Here is a 25,443-nt window from a genome sequence, read left to right as displayed (position 1 = left end):
AAGGAGCCAAAAGGCTCCTTTTTTCTATTCAATCGTCTTCAGTAATAGCTTTTTCAGTAGTGGTTTAATCTTCAATCTTAAATCTTCAGCATGATTTGCAACTAAGAAGTGATGATTATAAATGTTTTTCATTAATTGATAAGTCGCTTCTTTCGCTTCGCCTTCTTCGATGAAGATACCGATTACTTCCATACCACTTTTACGAGCGAGTTTCACAGCTTCATGCGTATCTAAAATTCCGTCTTGTTGATAGTCTAGGGCAGAAGGTTCACCGTCTGTGAAGACTAATAGAAATTTATGTTTTTCTGGTCTTTTCGCAAGCTTTTCAGAAACGATACGAATAATATATCCGTCGCGGTTATCTTCTTCTTCACGAAGTTGCATAATTTCTGGACCAACGTTTGGTAACGTTGAGTTTTTGTAATTTACAACCTCATGGATAACGTTCGGTTTATCTTCAGGTTTAGCACTAGAAGCATCTTCCCAAAATCCGCTAATAGCGTGCGGGATCTTTAAAGATTTCAACGCTTCATGGAATAAGACAACACTCTTCTTCGTTTCTTCCATTTTGTTATACATAGAACCAGAACAATCCACTAATAGTTGGAATGCAACGTCGAGCTCTTGCGATTCTTGTCCTTTTTTATAAAACATGCGCGGCTGCTTTTCAGTATAAATACGAAGGAATTTCTTCCGAAGTCTTCCGTAGTATTTATCACTATTTGCATTCGTTTTATTTTCAATCGTTTTTTCGATAATTTTCTTTAATTCTTTTACATCTTTATTAACGACTGATTTGATAGCTTGGTAATCTTTTTTCTCGTCAGGATTTGATTTGCGAGCTTCTTTAAATGTATGAGAGGCACCTACATTATACTTACCATATGCACCCTCGCTTTGGCTAGAAGCGTGTGAAGCTCTTGCTTCTTCTGTATCAGCACCATCAAAGTTGGATTGTGTACTTTTTTGAGAAGTACCTTGTACAGAACCAAGTGCTTGATCGCCATCTTCTGATTCACGAGCAGTATCACCCATCATGTTTGTTTTTGTTCCGCTTTCTAATTCAAAGCGTAAAAAGTTCTCGTTTTCGTTATTTTTATTTTCACGATGCCATGTGGAGAAGCTTTCATCCATTTTGTTTTTATTGTCATCGTCATCTATGAGCTGCGTATCATCATTTGCTAAATCTTCAACGCGGCAGTTCTTTTCATCTGCAATGACAGATAAATAAAGCGGAGCATGTCCGAAATAATTGTTAAGCATATCATTTTCAAGAAGCTCCTCTAAGCGGTAGCGAATTTTCTCAACGATATACATAATATCTTCGGTATTATGGGCTTGGAATGTCTCATGCAAAATTACTTCAATTTGCTCGAAATATTCATTAGTAAACATTTCATATTTATCGCTCGTTAATGAAAGGTAACATAGACAAAATAGACGATCACCGTGATAGTTACGAACGCGGTTTATTTCATTTTGTGAGCCGAAGTAATTGCGGTACATTTCTTTTCGGCGTTTAAAAATATGTTTCGTGCCAGGTCGTAAGTTTTTTACGATTTCCTCGACACGTAAATCTTCTAATAGAACAAATAATTGTGTTAAGAACTTCTTTAGGGGCGATTCTTGTAATTCAATCGCGTAAGAACGAATTAAAGCCATGTCCGAGTAATGTTTATTACCAAGTGCTTTTAAGAACACTTCGCTTTTTAATCCGATTACTGTATCTTCTTCTTTTCGATCATCCCAAAAGTGACTAATGACAACCTTTTTTTCAATTTCGTCGTAGTATGCTTTATAGCCATATTCAAGATAGGCATCGTCTTCTTTTAGAAGGGCATACATTAAGTTTTCCATTTGTAGAAACAGCGACGCATCAATTTTTTTGTCACTAAAAATTTGTCTCATGAATTATCCCTCAAAGAAATAACTTTCTGCTAATTCACGGACAGTCATTTGTTCTGTTTCATCATTTAATTTCGCAATAATGCTTCGCTCAATAGCGCGCATAACAGGAATATATACACCTAAATCGCATGCGTCGATAATACCACGAATACTTGCTGCTTCTTCACTTACACGCCCATCACGAGCTAAAGGCATAAGGTCGCTTGCAAATGCAACGAACTTTTCAATTGTTGCAACATCATTTAATTTTGATTCAGATAGTAATAGTTCTTTTAATGTGTCACCTTGAATATAAGGAACTTCAATAATAACAAAACGGTTTTTTAATGCTTCGTTTAGTTCACTTGTCCCAACATAACCTTCGTTAATCGCAGCAATTACGCGATATTCGTCATCACCGTATACAACTTCTTGTGTAAATGGGTTTGTAATCATTTTACGGTAATCTAGTGCACCGTGAAGAAGTGGTAACGTTTCAGGTTTTGCCATATTGATTTCATCAATATATAGGAAGTGACCGTTCTTCATTGCTTTCATAAGAGGACCGTTAACGAACGTAACTTCAGATGCTCCGTCTTTCGTTTGTAATGTGTTGTATCCTAAAATACCTTCCACATCTAAATCGACAGAACAGTTAATGCTATGCATTGGTTTTTGGAATAAAGAAGAAAGAGTTTCCGCTAGTACCGTTTTACCACTACCAGTTGGTCCTTTTAATAGAATATTTTTGCCAAGAAGAAGTGCCGTAATAGCATCTTCGATAATGCTGTTATCAGATGCTTTATATATTTTAGTACCGATTAAATGAGCATTTTCACCAGCTTCTTGTTTATTCTTTTCATGAATTGTAGAAAGCTGCTGTTTTAAATCAGAATGTATATGAAATTGTTCTAACATGTATTTCCCACCTAACATTATTTTCATAAAGTAATACATCTTATGATAACTTGTTTTAATATGGTATGCAAAGAAAAGGAGAAGGGGGAAATATAAAAGAAAAAGCAATCAATATCACATTGATTGCTTATAGTAAAGGAGAAATCAGTCGCATAAAGGACTCTAATATTCTTTTTTTGATACTTCTTTTTTGGAATGAGTTCCATTTAATTTCAGTAGAGTGTTTAAAGTCTTCTTCAAAATCGCGTTTAATATCATGAACGGTTTCTGATTCATAGAGTACGCTAATAATTTCATAATTTAATTCAAAGCTACGTACATCCATATTTGCTGTTCCGATTGTTGCAATTTTATCGTCAACGAGTACAATCTTTGCGTGCATAAATCCATCTTTATAACTGTAAATAGAAGCACCGGCTTTTAAAAGTGGAGTGAAATAGGATTGAGATGCTTGATCGCTAATAATACTATCACTCTTACCAGGATATAAAATGCGTACATCTATGCCAGATATTGCACTTAAGCGTAATAATGTTAAAGTTTCTTGATCCGGAATAAAGTATGGTGTAGCGATCCAAATAGATTTTTTGGCTGAGCCCATAACAGCTAGTAATGTATTACGAATACTTTTATCATCTGAGCTTGGTCCACTTGCTACGATTTGCACCGCACCTGTTGCATCCAGAATTTCTTTTCCTGGGAAGTATTGTCTATTCATAAATTGATCCCAAGAATAAGTATTCAATCCACTAGACGCATAAAGCCAATCTTCTAGAAAGATGGCTTGTAATTTATACAATGCTTTTCCTTCTATTTTTAAATGACTATCACGCCAAACAGGGAATTTTTTTGAGCGACCAAGATATTCATCACCTACGTTAAGCCCTCCGGTAAAACCAATTTCTCCATCTACAATGACGATTTTACGATGATTACGATAATTAACTGTCTCCAGTAACCAAGCTGAAAAAATAGGGTCAAATTCGACAATTTCAATTCCAGCTTTTTTCATAGGTTGTAAAAATCGTCGTCTTAACGTATTACTTCCGAGTCCATCATAAAGGAAGCGTACAATAACACCCTCGTTTGCCTTTTGTATTAAAGCATCTCGTACTTTTGTACCAATCTCATCAGATTTATAAATATAGTATTGAATATGTATGTGATGTTTTGCATTCTCGATTGCTTGCAAAATTTCTGAAAAGGTTTGATCGCCGTTTGTTAAAAGTTTTGTCGTTGTTCTATCTGCGGCAGGCCCGCCTCCAAATTTTTGTACGACTTCTGTTAAATGTATGGAACGTTCATGTAATGGGACTGTGAGTGATAATTCTAGTCGTCTTCCTTCTAATATTTCGCGGAATAATTTTCTTTGTTCTTCTGAACGATGGAGATGTTTTTTTCTTCTCCAACGGCTACGCCCGAAAATAGAGTATAAAAGTACACCTACAACGGGAAGAAGTGCTAATACTAAAAACCAAGCTAAAGTACTTTGGGGAGATCTATTTTCTATAAAAATAACGAATGAAATTCCTACGATTGTGATGGACCATAGAGCACCGACAAACGTATATAACGAAATAACCGATGTATTTAATAGGAAAAGAACGATAGATACGATTGTAAATATTAATAATAATTGAACGATAGGTTTCTTCATTTCTATATAATTCCTCTAATCTTTCTTAAATATAGACTTCTTAAATAGAAGATATAATCTGACATCCTTATTATAAAGTGTTTTGTTTTTTTTACAAAATATAGACATTTGTCCTATACTTTCCGCATTTGTCCTACATACAGTATATTGTTACGTTGTTATCCCGTTATTTGCTGGGTAGTAAAAATCCCATCTCAAAATTCGATGAGTGCAAGGAAGTTAGGCGGGAAATGATTGTCCATAAATGCCCGATTGATTTGGGCTAATAATCAGTGGGGGAGGGACAAAGCCCGCGCCGATTAAAATTTCACTTTATATAGCAAAAGGGATGAATAAAATGTATGGTCGTCCAATTGGAGGATTTGGTTATCCATATTACTCGAATTATGCTTATTATCCAGATTACCAACAAGATCCGTATTATTCATACAATATTAAAGTGAGGAAATTGAAAGGGAGAGGTGAATAATGAATTATATAGAAAATAACGGAGTGTATTATCGCAATCATAATGGAGGACACCATCATAATGGAGGACATAATCATCATGGAGGACACAACCATTATGATCATCACCATCATCATCACGGTGGTGGATGGGGCTGGGGTGGAGGCGGCTCATGGGGAGGCGGAGTTTTCCCAGGAAGTTTTGCGGGAGGTATGTTAGGTGGGCTTACAGCAGGTGCATTAACGGGTGCAGCAAGTGGAGGTTATTATCCAGCACCGTACCCAGTAACATATCCAGCACCATATCCAGTTCCATACCCAGGTTATCAGCAAATACCATATCAGTATTAAACAAAAAAGAGGTTATCCTCTTTTTTGTTTAATACTATATTTATTTATGAAATACTTCCAAAATAAAGGTAAAAATATGTTAATATTTTATTATTGTAATTCAAAAACATATATACCAATTTAAACTTTTATATTATTATTCGTGAATAGTTATATAGTATGTTCTAATGTCTATTTTGCTATTAAAAAGCATAGAGGTTAGACGCGAGTGGAATGAGTAGGAACAAGGGTTGCATAGAGCAAGTTAAAGGAATGCGGTATAATAAGGCAAGCTAATTAGGGAGATGAGAAGCTACTAATTATAATTGGAACGGTATTATATTGCTTTTTTTTACAAATAATATTATGTTATTTTAATCGGCATAATTCAAAATGTGATGTATGTAAAGGGTTATTATTAGAAAATGAAATATCTCTATTTCTATGAAAAGAAACAAGTTGTGTTTTAGTTAGATAGGAAGCAAGGAGAGATGCGCATGCTAGAACAAAGAGGTCATGCATTATATGACTCTTCATTGCGAGATTTAAAGTTAGCATTAGATGAGTCTTCAATTGTTGCAATTACAGACCGAAAAGGTCTTATTACATATGTAAATGATAAGTTTTGTGAAATCTCCAAATATAAAAGAGAAGAGTTAATAGGAAAAGATCATCGTATTTTAAATTCAGGATATCATCCGAAAACTTTTTTTCAAAACTTATGGAAGCGTATTTTGAATGGGAAAGTATGGAGAGGTGAAATCCAAAATCAAGCAAAAGATGGTACATATTATTGGGTTAAAACCACAATTGTTCCATTTTTAAACGAGAAAGGAGAGCCGTATCAATTTATCGCGATCCGAAATGACATTAGTAGTAGAAAAGAAGCAGAACAGAGATTACGATTGAGTGAAAGCCGTTATAGGGAACTTGCATATCATGATGCTTTAACGAGTTTACCGAACCGATTACAGCTAATAACGACTGTTAATGAACTGATTGCAGGGAAAAAGGAATTTGGCATAATATACTTTGACTTAGATCGTTTTAAATTAGTAAATGATACGTTAGGTCATATGATAGGAGATTTACTTTTAAGCGAAGTTGCTTCACGGTTGCATTATGTGTTAGGAGAGAAAGATGTTCTGGCTAGGCTAGGTGGCGACGAATTTGTGCTGTTAACAAATGAACATACACAAGATGAGATGCGGCAGTTAGCGACATCGGTATTGTCATGTTTTCAGGCACCATTTATGCTTGAAGGTCATGAAGTATACATTTCAGCTAGTCTAGGACTTTGTTCATATCCACAAGATGGACAAGACGTGGAAACACTATTGAAAAATTCGGATTTAGCTATGTATAGTGCGAAAGAACAGGGAAGAAATGCGGCGTGTTTCTTTACAGATGAGTTACGTGCAAAAATAAATCGTAGAATGAAAATCGAGTTTGCTTTGCAAAAGGCAATTCGTGATGAAGAATTAGATGTAGTATTACAACCTATCATTGATTTGAAAACGAAGAAATATACTGGCATTGAGGCTTTAGTGCGCTGTATGACAGAAGAAGGGCCTATTTCACCAAGCGAATTTATTCCAGTAGCTGAAGAATCTGGACTTATTATAAAATTAGGAGATTGGGTATTAGAAAAATCGTGTCGCCTGTTTAAAACATTACCGGATTACCAAGAAGGATTAAGGTTATCTGTGAATTTATCCATACAACAATTAATGCAGAAGCGTTTTATTTTGTCTGTACGTAGCATCTTAAGGAGAACTGGTTTTCCTCCGAATCGTTTAATTTTAGAAATAACGGAAAGTATTGCTGTTCGCCATTTTGATTATATTATCGCTACATTACAAGAATTAAGAAGTATGGGCGTATTAATTGCTTTAGACGATTTTGGAACTGGCTATTCCTCATTGTATTATTTAAAACAATTGCCACTTGATATCGTAAAAATTGATCGTAATTTTATTCGTGAATTTCATTATGATCATGCACAGCCAGAAAGAACGATTGTAAAATCTGTTATTGAAATTGCCCATAGTTTAAATTTAGCAGTAGTTGCTGAAGGGGTAGAAACGGTAGAACAAGAAAGTTTATTACAATCCATGGGCTGTGACTATGTACAAGGATTTTATTATGCAAAACCTTTATCCGTAGGAGAGTTAAAAGAAAAGTTAATTACGGATTTTTAATAGAAAAGAGAAGCTAAAAGCTTCTCTTTTTTTAATTCGTTTTTTGTGAGTTTTTCATTAATACGGGATAAAGAATAAGACCTAATATAAACAATCCAATTCCTAAGAAGAACGTTTTTAAATCAGCAGTTCCCGTTTTGATAACCCAAATAGAGTATACAAATGCTAATGTAGTAATAACCCCGTCTTTTATTCGAGATCCTGGCATTATATCATATGTTTCTCCTGTAATAACCAATTTAAATTGGTACAGAGTAGAAACAAGGTATGGAATTAAATAAGCTAATGTTGCTACAACGATAGCGAAATTATATGCTTCTGAAACAGTGCCAGAAATCGTTGAGAATAAGAAGATTTGTGTCATCACATTTGTAATAAATAATGATTTTGAAGGACTACCCTTTTTATTTGTTTTACTGAAAAACTTAGGGAAAAGTCCATTTTTGGCAGCCTGGTAAGGTACTTCTGAACTAACAACAATCCAGCCAACAGTAGATCCAAATAAAGATACAAGTGCTAGTAACGCCATTATATATGCGCCTTTATTGCCGATTGCTAAATTTAATGCGTCTACTAATGGTTTTTGAGACTCTTTTAAAGCTTCTTGCGAGAGAGCTCCCATTGTAAGTAAAGTAATTGACATGTAAATAATAAGAGCAATAATTAGGCCGAAAATTGTAGCTTTTTTTACATCACGCTGTGATTTTGCGCGGTTAGAAAGCATAACCGCTGATTCGATGCCGATAAACGCCCAAAGTGTTGCAATAGCAGCTGAATTGATTTGTCCACCTAACGAGATGGATTGTCCAGCTTCATTCATAAATGTTTGACCGTCTCCGAAATTAGAGGCGTTGAAAATGAATAATGTAATCACAATAAACATTGTAAATCCGATAATTTTTGCAATGGTAGCAAGAAGATTCATATTTCCAGCTCGATCAATATTTTGAGAAAGAATATATTGAATTCCCCATAACATAAGGCTACATACTAGAAAAGTTAACCCTTTTCCTAGTTCTAGTGAAAATCCATTTATTGAAAAGAGAATTTGCTTACTTTGTAAAACTGGAAAAAATGTTGATAAATATCCAGCAAAGGAAATAATAACAGATGCTGTTGCTGCCCAGTTCGCAGCCCAATATCCCCACGCCATACTATACCCTGCAACTTTACCTGCTTTTTTTGAAGGAAACATCGCTTGAGCGTAACTTTGTGGTCCTGCTTTTAATTCTGGTTTTCGAATTGCTAAATTTCCAAATACGAGTGCAATCATAAATACGCCAAGTCCTGTAATACTCCATGCGAGTGTAGAACCCATTGGACCTGATACTTGTGCTAAATTTGCTGGGAGCATAAATACGCCACCGCCAACCATATTCCCGATAACAAAAGCTGTTAAAACCCATAATCCCCATTTTTTCGTTTCCATTTTTGTTAACTCCTTTGTAGTAAGATTTGCTTAAACATCATTTTTTACTAGCTTTTTGGCAATAAAAAAAGAGCCATGTAGATAAAAAATACCTACATGGCTCTTCGCCAAAGCGTAGGTACAACGGGAATAACCCTTGTACCTACGCGTAAATTTTCCGCTAGGTTTCAAGGGTTACGTATGATGATGATGTTTTTGTGCAAATGTAACTACAATTGTTGTATAAGTAAGCATAGTTCTTTGCTCCCTTTCTCCTCTGATTTTGAAGTTAGTATACTACATGTTTTTTTGAATGAAAAGAAAAATATAAAAACTTTTATAAAAATACGTTTTAGAGATTAAATATTTACCTATATTTTTCTTGTACTGGAAAATAAGTGAGAGATTGGCAGAAGAGTGTAGCATGGTATAATACATATAGAATTAGAAGGTGACAAGGGGCTATTGTAGATGATGAGTAAGTATGAGCAAATTTATATAGAAATCAGTAAGTCTATTGATAATAAGCACTTAAAAGAGGGATGCAAAATCCCATCAGAAACAGAATTAATGAAGCAGTATGAGGCAAGCCGAGGTACTGTAAGAAAAGCAGTAGATTTATTGCAAGAGCGTGGATATGTGCAAAAAATTCATGGAAAAGGTGTTTTTGTATTAAAGCGAAAAAATATTGAGTTTAACTTCGGTGGCATTGTAAGTTTTCAAGAAGAAAATGAGCGTCTAGGACGTCATTGTATTACAGAAGTCGTGGAAATGGAGAAAGAAGAAGCGACAAAAGAGGTTGCAAAATTATTAAACGTGAAAGAAAAAACAGAAATAGATCATATTAAACGTGTACGAAATATTGATGGAGAAAAAGTAATTTTAGATATAAATCATTTTGTATCTGAGTTTATTCCAGGATTAACGAGAGAAATTGCAATGGCATCAATTTATAAATACATTGAGAAAGAATTAGGGCTACATATTAGTTATTCGCAGAGGGTAATTGAAGTGCAGCCGTGTACAGATGATGACCGAAAGTATTTAGATTTAAATGGCACAGATTATGTTGTCGTTGTGAAAAACTTTACTCATTTATATGATGGGAGTCAGTTCGAATATACGGAATCACGTCACCGCTTAGATATTTTTCACTTTTCGGATGTGGCGCGAAGAAAGTAAAGAGGTGAAACGAAATAACGTTTCATCTTTTTTTTTATAAAAAAAACATCAACTCATATATACGAGTGTTGACTAACTTATATATACGAGTTAATATGTAAGTGTAAACGGTATCAAAAAAAGAAAAGAGGGACGGGAATATGGGGAAAGACTATCGTAAAACAGCAGAGGAAGTGTTGCAGTACATTGGTGGGAAAGACAATATTGAACAAGCTGCGCACTGTGTAACGAGGCTCCGTATCGCTTTAAAAGATGAAAGTAAAATAGATAATGATAAATTACAGTCTGTTTCATTAGTAAAGGGAGCGTTTCATAATGCTGGGATATTTCAAATTGTAATTGGTCCAGGGGATGTAGATCGTGTTTACGCTGAATTGATAACGCTTGCAGGTATGAAGGAAGCGACAGTGGCTGACGTGAAAGATTCTGGAAATCAAAAGTTAAATCCAGCTCAAAAGTTTGTAAAAGTATTTTCAGATGTATTTATGCCGATATTACCAGCAATCGTAACAGCTGGTTTACTAATGGGGATTAACAATTTATTAGGGGCAAAGGACTTATTTTTTGATGGTAAAAATTTATTAGATGTTTATCCGAATTTAGGTGGGCTTTGGGATTTAATTAATATGATGGCCAATACAGCATTCGTATTCTTACCAGCACTTGTCGGTTGGTCAGCAACGAAGCGTTTTGGTGGTAGTCCAATACTAGGTATTGTTATGGGCTTAATGCTTGTGCATCCGGCCTTATTAAACGCCTGGGATTATGGAAAAGCAGCGACTGGTTTAGAGGGTCAAAAGATTGAGTACTTCAATATTTTAGGATTGTTCCAAATTGAAAAGGTAGGATATCAAGGTCAAATTTTACCGGTGTTAGTAGCAGCATTTGTATTGAGTAAAGTAGAGATTTTCTTAAAGAAACATGTACCAAATGCAATTCAATTATTAGTTGTACCAATTACAACAATCGTTGTAACAGGTGTATTAGCATTAGGAATTATCGGTCCAGTTACACGTCATATCGGAGATTTATTAACAGCTGGATTAGTAGGCGTATATGAAACAGTACCAGTAGTTGGAGCAGTATTATTTGGAGCATTGTATGCACCACTTGTAATTACAGGTATGCATCATATGTTTATTGCTATTGATCTACAATTAATTGCACAACACGGCGGTACATTTATTTGGCCGATGATCGCTCTTTCTAACATTGCGCAAGGTAGTGCGGCACTTGCAATGTTCTGGATTTCTAAAAATCAAAATGATAAAAGTATGGCATCGACATCAGCAATTTCCGCGTACTTCGGTATTACAGAGCCAGCGATGTTTGGTGTGAATTTACGAAATAAGTTTCCGTTTTATGCAGCAATTATAGGATCTGCTGTGGCAGCGATATTCATTACATTAAATGGTGTATTAGCACCTGCTATCGGAATTGGCGGATTGCCAGCATTTATTTCGATCATTCCGAAATCGATTCCAATGTTTATTGTAGGAATGATTATCGCAGTTGTAATCCCATTTACGTTAACATGGTTATTTGCGAAAAGAGTTAAACAGAAGTAGGAGGAAGTTAAACATGAAGGATTGGCATAAAAGTGTAGTCTATCAAATTTATCCGAAGAGCTTTAATAGTTATTACAATAAAGAAACCGGTGATATAAAAGGGGTTACAGAGAAACTAGATTATTTAAAAAAACTCGGAGTGGATTATATTTGGTTAACACCGATATACCAATCACCACAAAATGATAATGGGTACGATGTAAGTGATTATTATAGCATTGATCCATCTTACGGAACGATGGAAGAGTTTGAAGAGCTTCTAGAAAAAGCGAAAGAACGTGACATTGAAATTATGCTTGATATCGTTGTAAACCATAGTTCGACGGAGCATAAGTGGTTTAAGGAAGCAAAAGAAGATAAAAATAGTCCATATCGCAATTATTACATTTGGCGTGATGAAAAAAATAATTGGCAGTCTAAGTTTGGAGGATCCGCTTGGAAGTACGATGAAAAGACTAAGCAATATTTTTTACATTTATTTGATGAGACACAAGCAGATTTAAATTGGGAAAATGAAAAGCTTCGTGAAGAAGTGTACGATATGATGCGCTTTTGGCTTGATAAAGGGGTAACAGGATTCCGCCTTGATGTTATTAACTTAATTTCAAAAGACCAACGTTTCTTAAGCGATGACGGAAGTACCGCGACAAGTGATGGACGTAAATATTATACGGATGGTCCGCGTGTTCATGAATATTTACAAGAGATGAATAGAAATGTATTTGAAGGGAAAGAGGTAATTACAGTTGGAGAAATGTCATCGACGACAATTGATAATTGTATTAAATACTCAAACCCTGAGCGCAATGAACTAAGTATGACGTTTAGTTTTCATCATTTGAAAGTAGATTATCCGAATGGTGATAAGTGGACGAAAGCTGATTTTGATTTTATTAAATTAAAAGAAATTATGTCTAACTGGCAAATTGAAATGCAAAAGGGCGGGGGATGGAATGCATTATTCTGGTGTAACCATGACCAGCCTCGCATCGTGTCACGCTTCGGGGATGATGGGAAGTACCGAAATGAATCTGCGAAAATGTTAGCGACAGCTATGCACATGCTGCAAGGAACACCTTATATTTATCAAGGGGAAGAAATCGGTATGACGAATCCTAAATTCGAGTCCATCGAGCAATATCGTGATGTGGAATCGTTAAATATATATGATATAAAGCAGGAAGAAGGCTTATTAAAAGAAGAGATTATAGGGATTTTAAAACAAAAATCTCGTGACAATTCTCGTACTCCGATGCAGTGGAATGAAGAGGTGAATAGTGGTTTTACAACAAGTACCCCTTGGATTTCAGTAGCTGAAACCTTTAAAGAAATAAACGTAGAGAAAGCATTACAAGATGAGGAGTCTGTATTTTATCATTATAAAAAGTTAATTGAACTTAGAAAAACTTACGATGTTATTACAGAAGGAGAATATGCTATTTTAGATGAAAATCACCCTAAGATTTGGGCATATACACGTACTGTAAATAATGAAGTATTACTTATTATTAATAACTTCTATGGAGAAGAAATAACGTATTCTGTACCAGCCCATGTTCAATTAGATGGAATGAAACAAGAAGTACTACTGTCGAATTATAAAGATTCCAGCAAGGATATTACAAAACTTAACTTAAGACCATATGAATCAATTATATATCGATATACGAAATAAAAGGTTGTATGCCCACGCGGCATACAACCTTTTATTTTAAGACACCACTATACAAAATATTTACGTCTACTTCTGGTTTGAATTTTACTTTTGCATAATCTTTATTCCAATTTTTTTTCTTCCATAAGTCTGGATGATATGCAATAAGATGTCTTCCAATACCGAAAGCATCACAATTTGCTTTTTGTAGTTTGTTTGTTATTTTTTTCGCTTCTTTCGTAAGTTGTTTCGATAAGTCTTTATTTAGTTTTTTTCGTTCTCCCATTTTATAAATATTATCTCTTGGGGCTTCAAGTGCTATTACTTTTAGTTGGAGCTTAATGTGAGCATAAACATTTCCTTTTTTATCTGTTGTTATTTTTAAGTCTCGTTTTAACTTTCGATTGCTAATTTCCATTGTTAAATAATCAGATGTTTTCTCTGATTCATCGCTAGTAAGTTTTTGGGTTATACGGGCACTTGTTCCCATTTTTCCGGTTAATAATACGAATAAAACAGATTGTTTCAAAGGTAAATGCCCAGTTAATTTATCATTGTTAAATAAAGCTAACCCGTTTGTAATTACTTCTTTTCCTTTTATTTTTATAGAAGGGAGGGTAAAGTCTTTACCGGGATCTAACATTTTTGTAGCAGCTGTTTCTAAAGTTTCTTTTGGAAATACACTCATATCTTCTAAGCTTTTCACTTTTTTCTTTAGAAAATCTCCAATTAGTAAATTTCCTACTTTCTTTTTTTCTAGTATCTCGGATGTTTCACCCTCTACTGCAATAAGTTTTACTAAAGCAGTTGGGTTTGTTGGGTCCCGAAAGCTGACATCTAAATAGGGTAGTATACCCTTTTTTAGAATTTTGGTTCCTAGCAATTGAACACCATATTTGAAGTAGCGAATATTACCAGTCACATTTTTTTTTAGGGCATCGCTTGTATCCCGTATGTTATACCCGTTTGCTGAATGTATTTCATTCTCGAATGAAGATTGCTCTCCGCTTGAACTTTTTACGAGTTCAAGCGTTTGCTGTAGTTTATTCTCTTCCGTAATATCATATCCAATACTATAAGCTAATCTCGCTTCTCTTAATGGTTCTTGATCCCAACAGCCAGAAAGGAATGAACTAGTACATAATATAAAAAATAATTTAACTCTTTTTTTGAACATACTGTTCTCCTTTCTTCTTTCTTATTACTGAATAAAGTAGAAATAAAAGAGGGAGGACAACGATGAAAATATAGGTGAACTTATCAGTGAAAGTTGCAATTACTTTTAATTCTTCAGGTGTATCTATGAATAAGGCTACACTAAATGCAATAACTCCAACGATTGGAACAGCTTGTTTATGATTAGCAAGATTGAATATATGTCCAATTCCGATAGAAGCGGCGCAATAATAACTAGCAATAGAAGCTACAACTGTTATCATCCAAATTGGTATGAATAGTAAATCAGTTCGGTCTATAATCCCGATATGTAAAGAGCGCAATAAGTAAGCAACTGGTTCTGGAATAAGCTCAACTTGCTTTGGACTAAATACGATAAAGCAAATCCAAACAGTAAAAGTATAAAAGAGAGTCACAAATCCATTAGCGATAGAAATTGCCTTTAGTTTTGCCACAGCAGTCCCATTTACTTTTGGGAAAGCGATAAGAATAATTTCAAAACCATACATAGCTGTAATTGTTTCCTTTGATGCTTGAATAATATTCCACCATCCAGCTTCTGTAATGGGAAAAATATAAGAAAAGTCAGCCCGTGAGAGCCCAAGTCCAATTAACAGTGCCATTGGGAAAATAAGAATAGAGGCCATGACATAAAACCGTACGATGACTTTAAATGTGTTATAGGCTATATAGCAACAAGCTATTGTAAATAGTATGAGAATGGCAGACCAAGGAGTTGCTTGTAATATCCATACTTTAATGACATTACAAGCACTTAACATAACCGTCATACCGATAAGGGTAAAATAAAAAACATAAGCAAAACCTAATAGTTTTCCAAATTTATTACCAAATAGCATACAAACACTTTCATACATATCAGCATCAGGAAATCGTTTTAAGAAAAGCCACATAAGTAAAATAATGAGTTGAATCGCAAAACCAGCGATGAGAACAGAAATCCAGCCACCGCCTTTCGCTATCGGGTGAAGACGATTTGGTAGAGAAAGGATACCAACCCCGATTTGGCATTGAATAACGAAAAAAGTAAATTGAACAAGTGAAATTTTACTTTGCGTGTTTGTCACCGTTCTCATCCTCTCTCGTTACATGTTGTCGTTGCATTTTTTTCGGCTTTGGATCATGAGGTCGTTCCCAAAACGACCAAATTGGGAGTCTTACAAAAGAATCTTTCATATCCTTTAGCCGCATTGGTGCAAGGGGAGAAAGGTAAGGTGTATGAAAAGAATGGAGCTGACATAGGTGAACGAAAGTTATAATTAGACCGAATGATATTCCTACATATCCGAATATAGCAGCAAGAATCATTAATGGAAAACGAAGAATTCGAACTGCTGAACTCATATCGTTTGATGGAACGAGAAAAGATGAGATTGCAGTTAAAGCTACAACGATGATCATCGTATAAGAAACAAGTCCGGCTTTTACAATCGCATCACCAATTACTAAACCGCCTACAATACCGATTGTTTGTCCAACGCGGCTCGGCAGACGAATACCAGCTTCCCGTAATAACTCGAAAATTAACTCCATTAAGAGAGCCTCAAAAATGGGGGGAAGTGGTACTTTTTCTAATGAAGCTTTAATTGTATAAACGAGTTCAAGTGGCAACACATCAGGATGAAAAGCAACTGTTGCGATATATATAGCTGGTAAGAGAAAGGCTATTAAAAAACTCACTAAGCGAATCATTCGGACGAATGAACCGACAATCCAGCGATTATTATAATCATCAGGTGATTGATAGAAAGCGAATAACGTAACAGGTACGATGAGCGCTGTTGGATCTCCGTCAGATAAAATAGCAACTCGTCCTTCCATTAAATTAGCGGCGGTTCTATCTGGGCGTTCTGTATTTAATTGCTGCGGGAAGGGTGAGAAAGATGTATCTTCTATAAATTCCTGTATGTAGCCTGGTAGCATGAGTGCGTCTGTCTTAATCATTTCCAATCTTCTTTTTACTTCTGCAACGAGATCGTCATTAGCTATATTTTGAATATAAGCAATTGCCACTTTCGTGTGCATTTCTTCACCAAGTGTGAAATATTTAACGACGACATTTGGACTTTTTATGAGTTTACGAATAGAAGCTAAATTGGTTGCTAAATCTTCTACAAACCCGGTATGTGGTCCACGTACAATGCCTTCATTATCCGGCTCTGTTATATCTCTTTTTAAAGATAGAGCTGTTTCGAAAATACAAAAACTATCAACATGTTCATGAAAATATAATGACTTTCCTTGTAATAAAAGCTGCACCCCATAATTTAAATTCGTTTCTTTTTTCATATTTAATGTGGAAAAAGCTTTATCTAAAGCCAAATCCGACCGTGTTAATAAAGGCTCGAGAGCTAATTGATGAATTAAATTTGGATCTGCTAAAGATTCGAGATATATAATGGTTCCTTTTCCGTTTTGAAAAGGGATATCTAATTTTTTTATATCATCTGAATGACAGAGTTTATTTTCAATGTAATTAATATTTTCCGGAAGCGATGGAAACATATGCTTTTGATTTTCACTCTTTTGTTGTTCTTTTTGCTCTGTCATAATTTCCACCTCTTTTAGAATAAAGTCGCTTCTGTTAATTTTTGCTTTTTGTGAGAAATTTATGCTTGTATTATTTGAAAATAAGTAGCTTGAAAGTTACGTTACGTCATCTTTTAAACTAAAGAAAATGAGAAGTAGGGGATGGAAAGAAAGTATATATTAGATTAGCGGTGTTGATATAAATCTTTTGTACTATAGAGGATAAGCCTAGCGGTATAAATAATTACATCATTCGATGAATAGGAAATTTATGAAAGGCAATTTATACTATTAGTATTGTGTCTTGCCTTTTTAGGTGCAGTACACAGCCGGTGATTGGCTAGTGGAGGTTCTTCCATTTTGCCAGTGCCGGTTTTTTATTGGATAATAGAGAAAATAAAGTTCTATAAAGAAAGAAGGGGTTGTTTTGAAAGCTGTAAATTCTATCTTTATGAGAGAAAAGATTGCTAGTTCTTATCTTTATTTTATTTCTTTTCTTGGTTTGATTACTATAACTATATCTTTACTTGAAATTAAAATCCCTTCTCATCCAACAATACTAATATTGTTATTAATATTTATGGGGATTGCAGAGTATTTTCCTGTACGATTTTGGAGAGGGACTAGCTCGCTTACCTTTCCGATAATTTACGCTATGAGTTGGCAGTTTGGAATCCATATAACTATTATTTCTATTGTACTCGTTACGCTAATTATTCACCTGCACCGCCGTTCACCGATACAAAGAATGTTATTTAATAGTACTCAGCATGCACTTAGTTTAATCTTGGCCGAATGGTTTTCAAACAAATGTATGTCCTTATTAATTAACAAAATAGATATATCAGTTCTGTATGGAAATTTAATATCTTTGTTATTATTTTGCGTGTTTTTTTGTTTTTTCAACAATCGTTTTTACGATTTGTTAATGATACTCCTTCCGCAGCCATATTTAATCTATCAGTGGTATAAAAAAACTGTAACGGTATTTCTTTGCGAAACTTTTGGTTTCTCTTATGCGGCACTGATGCACGTATTAATTAGTACATATAGTGTGGAAGTAAACGAGATTACAGTACTGTTTTTCTTTTTTCCACTTGTAGCAACTTCCGTTATTAGTTCTTTTTCTGTACGGATAAGGATGGAGAAGGAACGATTATATGAGTTATTTCTTATTACGACCGAAATTAGTCGAGGATTAACCGGAGGAAACTTGAAACATATTAAACAAGCACTTAAAGGTTTTTTTGGCATACAAGCATATGTAATATGGACAAAAGATGATGGGAACTGGAATATTCTATTAAAAGATGGGAAAGTCCGCCTAGATGTATCTGATGATTCAGAAAAGTATGGGGCGTTTGAGGAACTTTCTAAAAATCTTGTATTTAATGATTGGAAAATTGGTACGGCTCCTGGAGATGAAATATTTGATAATGTTATACGCTCACTTGTATATTTTCCTCTTATAGTAAATGATGAATTAGTCGGAATGTTTGTTGCAGGGAAAAGTAGAAATGCGGGTTTCTTTCCGGAAGATGTACAGTCGTTAGCTACATTTTCTAACCAATTAGCTAACGTTGTTAAAACAAGGATATTGATTTCTGAACAGGAAAAAAGAATGATCTTAGAAGAAAGAAATAGAATCGCCCGTGAAATTCACGATGGTATTGCGCAAACATTAGCCGGGGTGATATTCCAACTAGAATCCGCGCAGAAAAAATACCGTGATAAACCAAAAGATATGCAGCAAATAGTAGAGAAAAGTATAAAAGATTTAAGAGGAAGCTTAGGAGACGTTCGCTATTCTATTTATGCTTTAAAACCATATCCGACACAACAATTAGGGCTAAAGCAGGCGATAGCAAGTAAAATAAAATCTTTAAAACAAGAATATGAACTAGATATTACATATCATGAAAGAGGTCATGCACGTGCGCTTAGCTTTTCAAAAGAAAGGGTTATTTTTGATACATTACAAGAGAGTTTGCAAAACATTGTAAAACATGCACAAGCAGACAAGACTGATGTTTTACTTAGCTATCAAAGTGAGCACGTGCTTTTAAGGGTTAAGGATAATGGGATTGGCTTTTCACTATTTGAGTCTATGGTTAAAACGAAGAATGAGCCACATTATGGTATATTACATATGAATGAACAAGCTGAACAATTAGGGGCTACTTTACAGATTGATAGTTCTGTAGGGAAAGGGACAAAAATTACACTATTAATTCCAGATTCACAAACAAGGGGTGCGTAAAATGATTAAAATATTAGTAGTGGATGATCATGCTTTTTTACGAGACGCAATTCGGAACATACTAGAGGATGAATCTGATATGAAAGTGGTTGGAGAAGCTAGCTCTGGGGACGGAGTATTGGGAAAAGTAGAAGAATGCAGACCAGATTGTATTTTGATGGATATTAATCTTCCGGGGAAAAATGGGATTGAAGCTACAGAGTTGGTGAAAAAAAATTATCCGAATTGTCGAGTACTTGTGTTTACAATGTATGAGCATGATGAATATTTAATGGATGCACTCCAGGCTGGTGCTGATGGTTATTTATTGAAAGATTCATCATCGGAGCAGGTAGTAGCAGCAATTCGGATGTTATATCGAGGGGATTCAGTTATTCATCCGCGTATGACTAAAAAATTAATTACATATCATCAGCAAAAAATGAAATTAGAATCAAATGAAAATGAACTGACGGAACGTGAAAAGGAAATTCTTTTTGAATTAGTAAAGGGACTTAGTAATAAAGAAATCGCTGAAGCTCTATATATTAGTGATAAAACAGTTAAAATTCACATCAATAAAATTTTTAAAAAACTAAATGTGAAAAGTCGATCGCAAGCGGTGATTTATGCTGTTCGAAATCAATTGGTTCCGTTGGATTAAATAGGAAATGTTTAAAAGAACTATCATGTTTATTTATTCTTTATTACAAAGAATAAATAGCAAGATAGTTCTTTTGTACTATGTAGGTATAGAATCCTTAGAGAAAAGATACTCCTTTTGTTCAATTTTCAGAATAATCAAAATGTGAAATAATAAAAATAGAATTACATTTTAATCGTGTTAATAATTCATTTCGTGAAAATCCTTTGTTGGAAATAAATGATGGAGGGCTCTTATAGAAAGAGAAAAGTGAGTAATTAGCTATATGAGGTATGGGGATGGTAGTAGTGATGGAAATCTTTCATGATACACAAGATTAAGATTAATAGAGTTTCCAATGCTAAATAGGAAGTTAAGAATCAATTTGTTTCAAAAAATAATATTAATAATGGGGAGATGCAATATGAAACGAGGGAAATTTGGAAAGATTCTTATTGGAACGTTAACAGCTGGAATGTTATTGTCTCAAGGAATTCCATATAACGTCTTAGCTGAAGAGGTAAATACATCTACTTTAACTGGAATTGATGATGCAAATGCTATCTTGAAAGGTCTTACAAAGGAACAACGTAATGCCTTAAAAACGTTAGATACAAAACCAGGTTTTGTTATTTCGCCAGGTATCAATACAGCAAGTCCTAATAATGTGAATGTGATTATAGAGTTTAAGCAAGCACCTAGCAAAATTGAGGTATTAAAACAAGCGGCTAAAGGGAAAAAGGTAGCTCTTTCAAATGCGGAACAAAAGGTAGAGGCATCACATAAAGGGTTTAAAGCAGAGCTTGAACAGCTTCAAAAGAATAAAGAGAAAGGGACAAATTTAAAATCTGCAAAAATAACAAGAGAATATAAGAATGCTTTTAATGGTGTAGCGATTTCGTTACCTGCGAACATGATTGAAGACTTAGTTCGTACCGGTATCGTTAAGCGTGTATGGGAAGATCATGAGGTTAAAATTGATTTGCCGAAAGAAACAGCTAAGACTGCTGTTGAACCAAAAATGGCAGATAGTGTACCGCAAATTGGTGTAGACAAGCTGCATGATGAAAAAATAACAGGTAAAGGAATTAAGGTAGGTGTACTGGACACAGGTATTGATTACAATCACCCGGATTTGAAAGATGCATATAAAGGATATCGTGCAAAGCAAGGTGAAGATCCAAGCAAAATAGATCCGAACTCAATAAAAGGATGGGACTTTGTTAATAATGATGCTGATCCAATGGAGACAACGTATAAGGATTGGCAAAATTCTGGAGGATATCCTGAGATTTATGAGGGGAGTGCATATTATACATCCCATGGTACGCATGTAGCTGGGACAATCGCTGCAGACAAAAAGAATAATGTTGATTACGCGGTTACGGGAGTTGCTCCAGATGTAGATTTATATTCATATCGCGTATTAGGTCCATATGGAAGTGGACAAACAAGCGGTATTCTTGCTGCGATTGATAAAGCAGTAAAAGACGATATGGATGTTATCAATTTATCACTAGGTGCGTCTATTAATGATCCTTTATATCCTACTTCTGTGGCAGTAAACAATGCGATGTTAGCTGGTGTTGTTACAGTAGTAGCGGCAGGTAATAGTGGTCCGGAAGAAGGTACCATTGGATCACCTAGTGCAGCGGCACTTCCAATTACAGTTGGAGCCAGTGACGCTGCAATGAAGATCCCAACGTTTTCCGTCGATGCAGGTGATTTACATGTGGATAAGATGATGCTACTTGGAAAAAGCTTTACTGATAAGATTGAAGATTTGAAAGGTCAATCCGTATCAGTTGTATATGCAGGGCTCGGGAAATCAGATGATTTTACAGGAAAAGATGTAAAAGGAAAATTAGCTCTTATCCAACGCGGTGAGATTACATTTGATGAGAAAATTAAGCATGCTAAGGAAGCAGGCGCAAAGGCGGTAATCGTATATAACAATGTAGATGGTGAAATTACAAGTTATCTTGGGGAAAGTACTTCATCTATTCCATCGTTCCGCCTAACAAAAGTAGATGGTGAGAAATTACAAGCAAAAGCTGTACAAGGAGATGTGTCGTTAGCGTTTGGGGAACTAAGTAATATAAAAACAGAGGGAGATCACTTAGCTGATTTCAGCTCCCGTGGTCCTGCAACTAAGACAGATGATATTAAGCCAGATATTGTAGCACCAGGTGTGTCTATTTTCTCAACTGTTCCTGAATATATTAATGATCCAAAAGATGGAGAAAATTATCCGGTAGCGTATGGACGTATGTCAGGTACCTCTATGGCAACTCCTCATACTGCAGGGGTAGCGGCACTCATTTTACAAGAACATCCAAACTATAGTCCATTTGAAGTAAAAGAAGCACTCATGAATACCGCAGTTGACTTAAAAGAAGAGCGTTCTGTATTTGAGGTGGGCTCAGGGCGAATTGATGCATATCGTGCAGTTCATGCAGATACATCTATCGAGGTTGTTGATAAAACATCAAACGTTGTAGGTGATGAAGAAGTAGAAATTGAAGAAAAAACAGGTTCTATTGCATTTGGGTATAAAAATCAAATTGAAAATGGGCCTATTAAAGATAGTCGAAAAGTTTTAATTAAGAACAGCAGTAAAACAGATGGGAAAGAGTTTAAATTAGAGGTGGAATTTTCACCTACAAGTGTAGGTGTGCAAGATGCAGCGAAGAATGGTGTGAAGCTAAACGTACCAGATTCTATTAAAGTAGCTCCTGGTGCATCAGAGGAAATTAGTCCTGAAATTATCATTCCAGAAAACGCTGAGTTTGGTAGATATGAGGGCTATATTCATATTTCAAATAAAAACAATGAAAAAGAAGTATATCAAGTACCATTTGCAGTTAAATTCACAGAAAAAGGGATTGCGTCTGTAGATTTACTGAGAGATACAATGGCAACAGATGCTTCTAAATTCCATCCATTTATGGAAAGACCAAGTTCGCCGTTGACATTTAAATTAAATAGTCCTCTTGAAACCATTGATGCAGTTGTGAAGGACCGAAAGACAGGGAAGGCATTAGGAGTCGTTGGTACACTTAATGCAAGTAGTCTAACACCGAATGTTGAATATATGATGTTTTCTGGTATGGGAGGGTATGTACTTCCATTCACAGGAGATCCAGCTCATCCAATTGCGGATAAACCTGTTATGTTGCCTGATGGAGATTACGAATTGAACTTCGTTGGATATGATAAAGAAGGAAAATCTTATACAAAAGGCGATAGCATTATCATTGATAATGTAATACCTGAAATGAAATTTAAGGATGTACAACCTGGTATACACGAAGTCAATGATTCTATGTTTAAAGAAGAAGACGGCCAGCGTGCATTATGGGTGCATGGTAATATTTATGATTCTACAGTAGATGCATTAAAGGCAAAAGGCTTGCAGTATGATCAAAAAGCGAACCAAATTGTATATTATCAAAACTCAGCCTTTCCATCAGGTTGGCTGAATACAATTCAAGCAAATGGTGATTTTAAATTTGGAGTACTTCCAGAGGAAATAAACGAGCCGTTAAATCTAAAATTATTTGGATATGATCTTGCAACTGCAGGGAATATGGCAACTGGATATAAAGATTACGTCTTTGTAAAGGAAGGGACAGAATACGCTGTTCCAAGTTATGACAAAGATAAAATCAAATTAGGAGAGAAAATTACGTTAACTTTGAATCTTAATAATGTAAAACAGCTTATGTCAGGTACATTTGAAATTCTTTATTACAAGCAGCTATTTAAATTTACAGATGTGAAACCAAATCCAGCACTTACGGAATATGTAAAACAACATGGACTGAACCTTAAATTAGAAGATCCGAAGATAAGTGAAGAAGGAGCTTGGGAAAACAAGGTGAAAGTTGGCGCATCATTGGAAGGAAAAGAATTTAAAGGATTAGATGGAGATACACCATTTTTAGATGTTACATTCGAGATGGCGAACGATGAATACTTTAATGATTTAACTGCATTTGGAGTAGATAAGTTCTCTTATACAAAAGCTGGTGCATCTGAAGGCATTGAGATTCCTGCGTTTAAAGATAAATCTTTTGCTATTGTTTCGAAACATTCAACGGTTACAGGATATATTGGCCCGGAAGCTTTCTTGAATGAAGAGGGGTATTTAGGTAAGAAAGACTATACAAAACTAGGAGCAAAAGTGTACGCAGTTGGCAAGGATGGAAAGAAATATACAGGAACGATTGGTGATAACGGGCAATTTGAAATTCATAGTGTCCCAGTAAGCGATAAAGAATATGATATTTTCGTAGAAATGCCAGGTCATTTAAATAGTAAATTAACAACAAAAATAGGGAAAATGCAGGATGGAGAATTAGTGGGACAAAACTTTAGAGCTGACATGGATGATAACCTTGCAGGTGATGTAAACGGCGATAAAATGGTAGATATTCAAGATGCTAGAATAGCAGCTTTATCGTATGGAAAAGGAAAAGTATCTGTAAAAGATGGAGATATAAATCAAGATGGTGTTGTAGATGAAACAGATATTCGTTTTATTGAGAAAAACTTCTTGAAAAAGGGTCCAGATGCTAAAGAAAATCAGAAACCGAAAGAAAATGTAGGGCCAGTGACGTTAGAGAAAATCTTACGCTCGATTGGTTTAGAGCCAAAAAAATAAGGGGATACACTTCTAAGGGAAACTAAACGATAAAGCAATGAACACAGAAAAAATGGTTTTTGCTAACAACGGACCGGTAATGATTTACTGTAACATTACCGGTTATTTAAAAAATAGCTTTTTGAGTACATGAAGAAAATAGTTTAAAGCTAGTTTGCTTTCGTTATGGGGCAAGGTAGTTGCTTAATTAATATTGTTTGTGGGATGAAAATAAGGTTGTTGTTTGAACTTTAAAATAGGGGGGCTTGTGAAATGAGTATTAAGAAAAAACTTGGTATGGGTGTTGTAACTGCAGCGCTTGGTCTATCTTTAATTGGTGGGGGAACATATGCGTATTTTAGTGATAAAGAAGTATCACAAAACGCGTTTGCAGCGGGTACTTTAGATTTGAGTGTTAATCCTGAAGTTGTTATTAATGTCGACAATATTAAACCGGGTGATGAAATGGAGCGCGGTTTTCAATTAGTTAACAAAGGAACCTTAGCGATAGGAGACGTGAAACTTCTTACAGATTATAGTGTTATTGATGCTAAAGGAGATAATGGAAATGCTGATTTTGGTGATCATATCCGTGTTGATTTCTTATGGAATTTGGATAAAAATGAGGTTCCAATTTGGTCTACTACATTATCTGAGTTAAAGGTAGCTACGCAAAATGGAAGTATTCCTGATCTTGTACAAAAAGGTGTTGTAGACCGGGAAGGAAATGGACTTGCTCCTGGTGATGATGATACTTTCTATGTAATGTTTACATTTGTAGATAATGATGAAGAACAAAATGTATTTCAAGGAGATTCATTGAAATTAAATTGGACCTTCAATTCAATGCAGACAAACGGTGAAGAGAAATAAAGGTAAATGTTATATATAAGAATGAATTGAGAAATAGTATTTTTAATAGTGTAAAGGTTGATTTA

17 protein-coding genes are annotated in these 25,443 nt (G+C 35.0%); 10 read left to right on the top strand and 7 right to left on the bottom strand.

From position 1 onward, the window contains the following. Positions 1 to 24 precede the first annotated feature (24 nt). From A6J74_RS13730 to A6J74_RS13720, 3 genes are all read right to left on the bottom strand, one after another. On the bottom strand, positions 25 to 1,908 hold the full coding sequence (locus A6J74_RS13730) for a vWA domain-containing protein (protein WP_001248838.1): 1,884 nt from the start codon (positions 1,906 to 1,908) through the stop codon (positions 25 to 27). A 3-nt stretch (positions 1,909 to 1,911) separates the two neighbouring features. Then, positions 1,912 to 2,805, bottom strand: coding sequence for an ATP-binding protein (locus A6J74_RS13725; RefSeq protein ID WP_000892990.1), 894 nt, complete (start codon positions 2,803 to 2,805; stop codon positions 1,912 to 1,914). A 127-nt stretch (positions 2,806 to 2,932) separates the two neighbouring features. Continuing rightward, positions 2,933 to 4,462, bottom strand: coding sequence for a cardiolipin synthase (locus A6J74_RS13720; RefSeq protein ID WP_000743022.1), 1,530 nt, complete (start codon positions 4,460 to 4,462; stop codon positions 2,933 to 2,935). Between the two features lie 337 nt (positions 4,463 to 4,799). Between A6J74_RS13720 and A6J74_RS30440 the strand changes: the two genes are divergently transcribed. The 3 genes from A6J74_RS30440 (at position 4,800) to A6J74_RS13710 (ending at position 7,440) form a co-directional block, all read left to right on the top strand. Continuing rightward, a complete protein-coding gene (locus A6J74_RS30440; RefSeq protein ID WP_000274356.1) occupies positions 4,800 to 4,931 on the top strand; it encodes a hypothetical protein in 132 nt (43 codons plus the stop codon). Next, positions 4,931 to 5,260 (top strand): hypothetical protein, encoded by a 330-nt coding sequence (locus A6J74_RS13715; protein WP_001106417.1) that lies wholly within the window; start codon positions 4,931 to 4,933, stop codon positions 5,258 to 5,260. The genes A6J74_RS30440 and A6J74_RS13715 overlap by 1 nt, the downstream gene beginning before the upstream one ends. Positions 5,261 to 5,736: 476 nt before the next feature. Then, positions 5,737 to 7,440, top strand: coding sequence for a putative bifunctional diguanylate cyclase/phosphodiesterase (locus tag A6J74_RS13710; RefSeq protein ID WP_000893352.1), 1,704 nt, complete (start codon positions 5,737 to 5,739; stop codon positions 7,438 to 7,440). 31 nt (positions 7,441 to 7,471) lie between these two features. Here A6J74_RS13710 and A6J74_RS13705 read toward each other — a convergent pair whose 3' ends face one another. Further along, positions 7,472 to 8,869, bottom strand: a complete 1,398-nt coding sequence (locus A6J74_RS13705; RefSeq protein ID WP_000448439.1) for an amino acid permease — start codon at positions 8,867 to 8,869, stop codon at positions 7,472 to 7,474. Between the two features lie 450 nt (positions 8,870 to 9,319). Here A6J74_RS13705 and treR point away from each other — a divergent pair, with 450 nt between their 5' ends. The 3 genes from treR to treC all read left to right on the top strand — a co-directional run bounded on the left by treR (position 9,320) and on the right by treC (position 13,273). Continuing rightward, a complete protein-coding gene (gene treR, locus A6J74_RS13700) occupies positions 9,320 to 10,030 on the top strand; it encodes a trehalose operon repressor (protein WP_000987222.1) in 711 nt (236 codons plus the stop codon). Positions 10,031 to 10,170: 140 nt separating this feature from the next. Further along, positions 10,171 to 11,598 (top strand): PTS system trehalose-specific EIIBC component, encoded by a 1,428-nt coding sequence (gene treP / locus A6J74_RS13695; RefSeq protein WP_000513928.1) that lies wholly within the window; start codon positions 10,171 to 10,173, stop codon positions 11,596 to 11,598. 13 nt (positions 11,599 to 11,611) lie between these two features. Further along, positions 11,612 to 13,273, top strand: coding sequence for an alpha,alpha-phosphotrehalase (treC, locus tag A6J74_RS13690; protein ID WP_000656133.1), 1,662 nt, complete (start codon positions 11,612 to 11,614; stop codon positions 13,271 to 13,273). Positions 13,274 to 13,304: 31 nt separating this feature from the next. Here the strand turns inward: treC and gerKC are convergent, their stop codons facing one another. From gerKC to gerKA, 3 genes are read right to left on the bottom strand one after another with little or no spacing between them, the layout of a single operon-like run. Continuing rightward, positions 13,305 to 14,429 carry a spore germination protein GerKC gene (gene gerKC, locus A6J74_RS13685; RefSeq protein ID WP_000474021.1) on the bottom strand — a complete coding sequence of 375 codons (1,125 nt, stop codon included), beginning with the start codon at positions 14,427 to 14,429 and terminating at the stop codon, positions 13,305 to 13,307. After that, the gene (locus A6J74_RS13680; protein ID WP_000185800.1) at positions 14,410 to 15,516 is read right to left on the bottom strand and encodes a GerAB/ArcD/ProY family transporter; all 1,107 of its coding nucleotides are present in this window, start codon (positions 15,514 to 15,516) and stop codon (positions 14,410 to 14,412) included. The genes gerKC and A6J74_RS13680 overlap by 20 nt, the downstream gene beginning before the upstream one ends. Continuing rightward, positions 15,497 to 16,999: a spore germination protein GerKA gene (gene gerKA / locus A6J74_RS13675; RefSeq protein WP_080609527.1), complete on the bottom strand. Its 1,503-nt coding sequence runs from the start codon at positions 16,997 to 16,999 to the stop codon at positions 15,497 to 15,499. Before gerKA ends, A6J74_RS13680 begins: the two co-directional genes overlap by 20 nt. A gap of 406 nt (positions 17,000 to 17,405) precedes the next feature. On the opposite strand from gerKA, the gene A6J74_RS13670 reads away from it, so the two are divergent. From A6J74_RS13670 to A6J74_RS13655, 4 genes are all read left to right on the top strand, one after another. Continuing rightward, a complete protein-coding gene (locus A6J74_RS13670; protein ID WP_000648902.1) occupies positions 17,406 to 19,238 on the top strand; it encodes a GAF domain-containing sensor histidine kinase in 1,833 nt (610 codons plus the stop codon). A gap of 1 nt (position 19,239) precedes the next feature. Next, positions 19,240 to 19,881 (top strand): response regulator, encoded by a 642-nt coding sequence (locus tag A6J74_RS13665; RefSeq protein WP_000590661.1) that lies wholly within the window; start codon positions 19,240 to 19,242, stop codon positions 19,879 to 19,881. Between the two features lie 403 nt (positions 19,882 to 20,284). Then, positions 20,285 to 24,526: a S8 family serine peptidase gene (locus tag A6J74_RS13660; protein WP_000820217.1), complete on the top strand. Its 4,242-nt coding sequence runs from the start codon at positions 20,285 to 20,287 to the stop codon at positions 24,524 to 24,526. Positions 24,527 to 24,778: 252 nt separating this feature from the next. Then, positions 24,779 to 25,378: a TasA family protein gene (locus A6J74_RS13655; protein WP_000023361.1), complete on the top strand. Its 600-nt coding sequence runs from the start codon at positions 24,779 to 24,781 to the stop codon at positions 25,376 to 25,378. Positions 25,379 to 25,443 lie beyond the last annotated feature (65 nt).

Source organism: Bacillus sp. FDAARGOS_235 (assembly GCF_002073415.2).
GTDB classification, from domain to species: domain Bacteria; phylum Bacillota; class Bacilli; order Bacillales; family Bacillaceae_G; genus Bacillus_A; species Bacillus_A toyonensis.
This window is presented reverse-complemented; position numbering and strand designations above follow the sequence as displayed.

What these genes read in the sequence shown, in the direction of transcription:
- A6J74_RS13730 (WP_001248838.1), bottom strand. Translation starts at nt 1,908, where the DNA reads ATGAGACAAATTTTTAGTGACAAAAAAATTGATGCGTCGCTGTTTCTA.
- A6J74_RS13725 (WP_000892990.1), bottom strand. Translation starts at nt 2,805, where the DNA reads ATGTTAGAACAATTTCATATACATTCTGATTTAAAACAGCAGCTTTCT.
- A6J74_RS13720 (WP_000743022.1), bottom strand. Translation starts at nt 4,462, where the DNA reads ATGAAGAAACCTATCGTTCAATTATTATTAATATTTACAATCGTATCT.
- A6J74_RS30440 (WP_000274356.1), top strand. Translation starts at nt 4,800, where the DNA reads ATGTATGGTCGTCCAATTGGAGGATTTGGTTATCCATATTACTCGAAT.
- A6J74_RS13715 (WP_001106417.1), top strand. Translation starts at nt 4,931, where the DNA reads ATGAATTATATAGAAAATAACGGAGTGTATTATCGCAATCATAATGGA.
- A6J74_RS13710 (WP_000893352.1), top strand. Translation starts at nt 5,737, where the DNA reads ATGCTAGAACAAAGAGGTCATGCATTATATGACTCTTCATTGCGAGAT.
- A6J74_RS13705 (WP_000448439.1), bottom strand. Translation starts at nt 8,869, where the DNA reads ATGGAAACGAAAAAATGGGGATTATGGGTTTTAACAGCTTTTGTTATC.
- treR (WP_000987222.1), top strand. Translation starts at nt 9,320, where the DNA reads ATGATGAGTAAGTATGAGCAAATTTATATAGAAATCAGTAAGTCTATT.
- treP (WP_000513928.1), top strand. Translation starts at nt 10,171, where the DNA reads ATGGGGAAAGACTATCGTAAAACAGCAGAGGAAGTGTTGCAGTACATT.
- treC (WP_000656133.1), top strand. Translation starts at nt 11,612, where the DNA reads ATGAAGGATTGGCATAAAAGTGTAGTCTATCAAATTTATCCGAAGAGC.
- gerKC (WP_000474021.1), bottom strand. Translation starts at nt 14,429, where the DNA reads ATGTTCAAAAAAAGAGTTAAATTATTTTTTATATTATGTACTAGTTCA.
- gerKA (WP_080609527.1), bottom strand. Translation starts at nt 16,999, where the DNA reads ATGACAGAGCAAAAAGAACAACAAAAGAGTGAAAATCAAAAGCATATG.
- A6J74_RS13665 (WP_000590661.1), top strand. Translation starts at nt 19,240, where the DNA reads ATGATTAAAATATTAGTAGTGGATGATCATGCTTTTTTACGAGACGCA.
- A6J74_RS13660 (WP_000820217.1), top strand. Translation starts at nt 20,285, where the DNA reads ATGAAACGAGGGAAATTTGGAAAGATTCTTATTGGAACGTTAACAGCT.
- A6J74_RS13655 (WP_000023361.1), top strand. Translation starts at nt 24,779, where the DNA reads ATGAGTATTAAGAAAAAACTTGGTATGGGTGTTGTAACTGCAGCGCTT.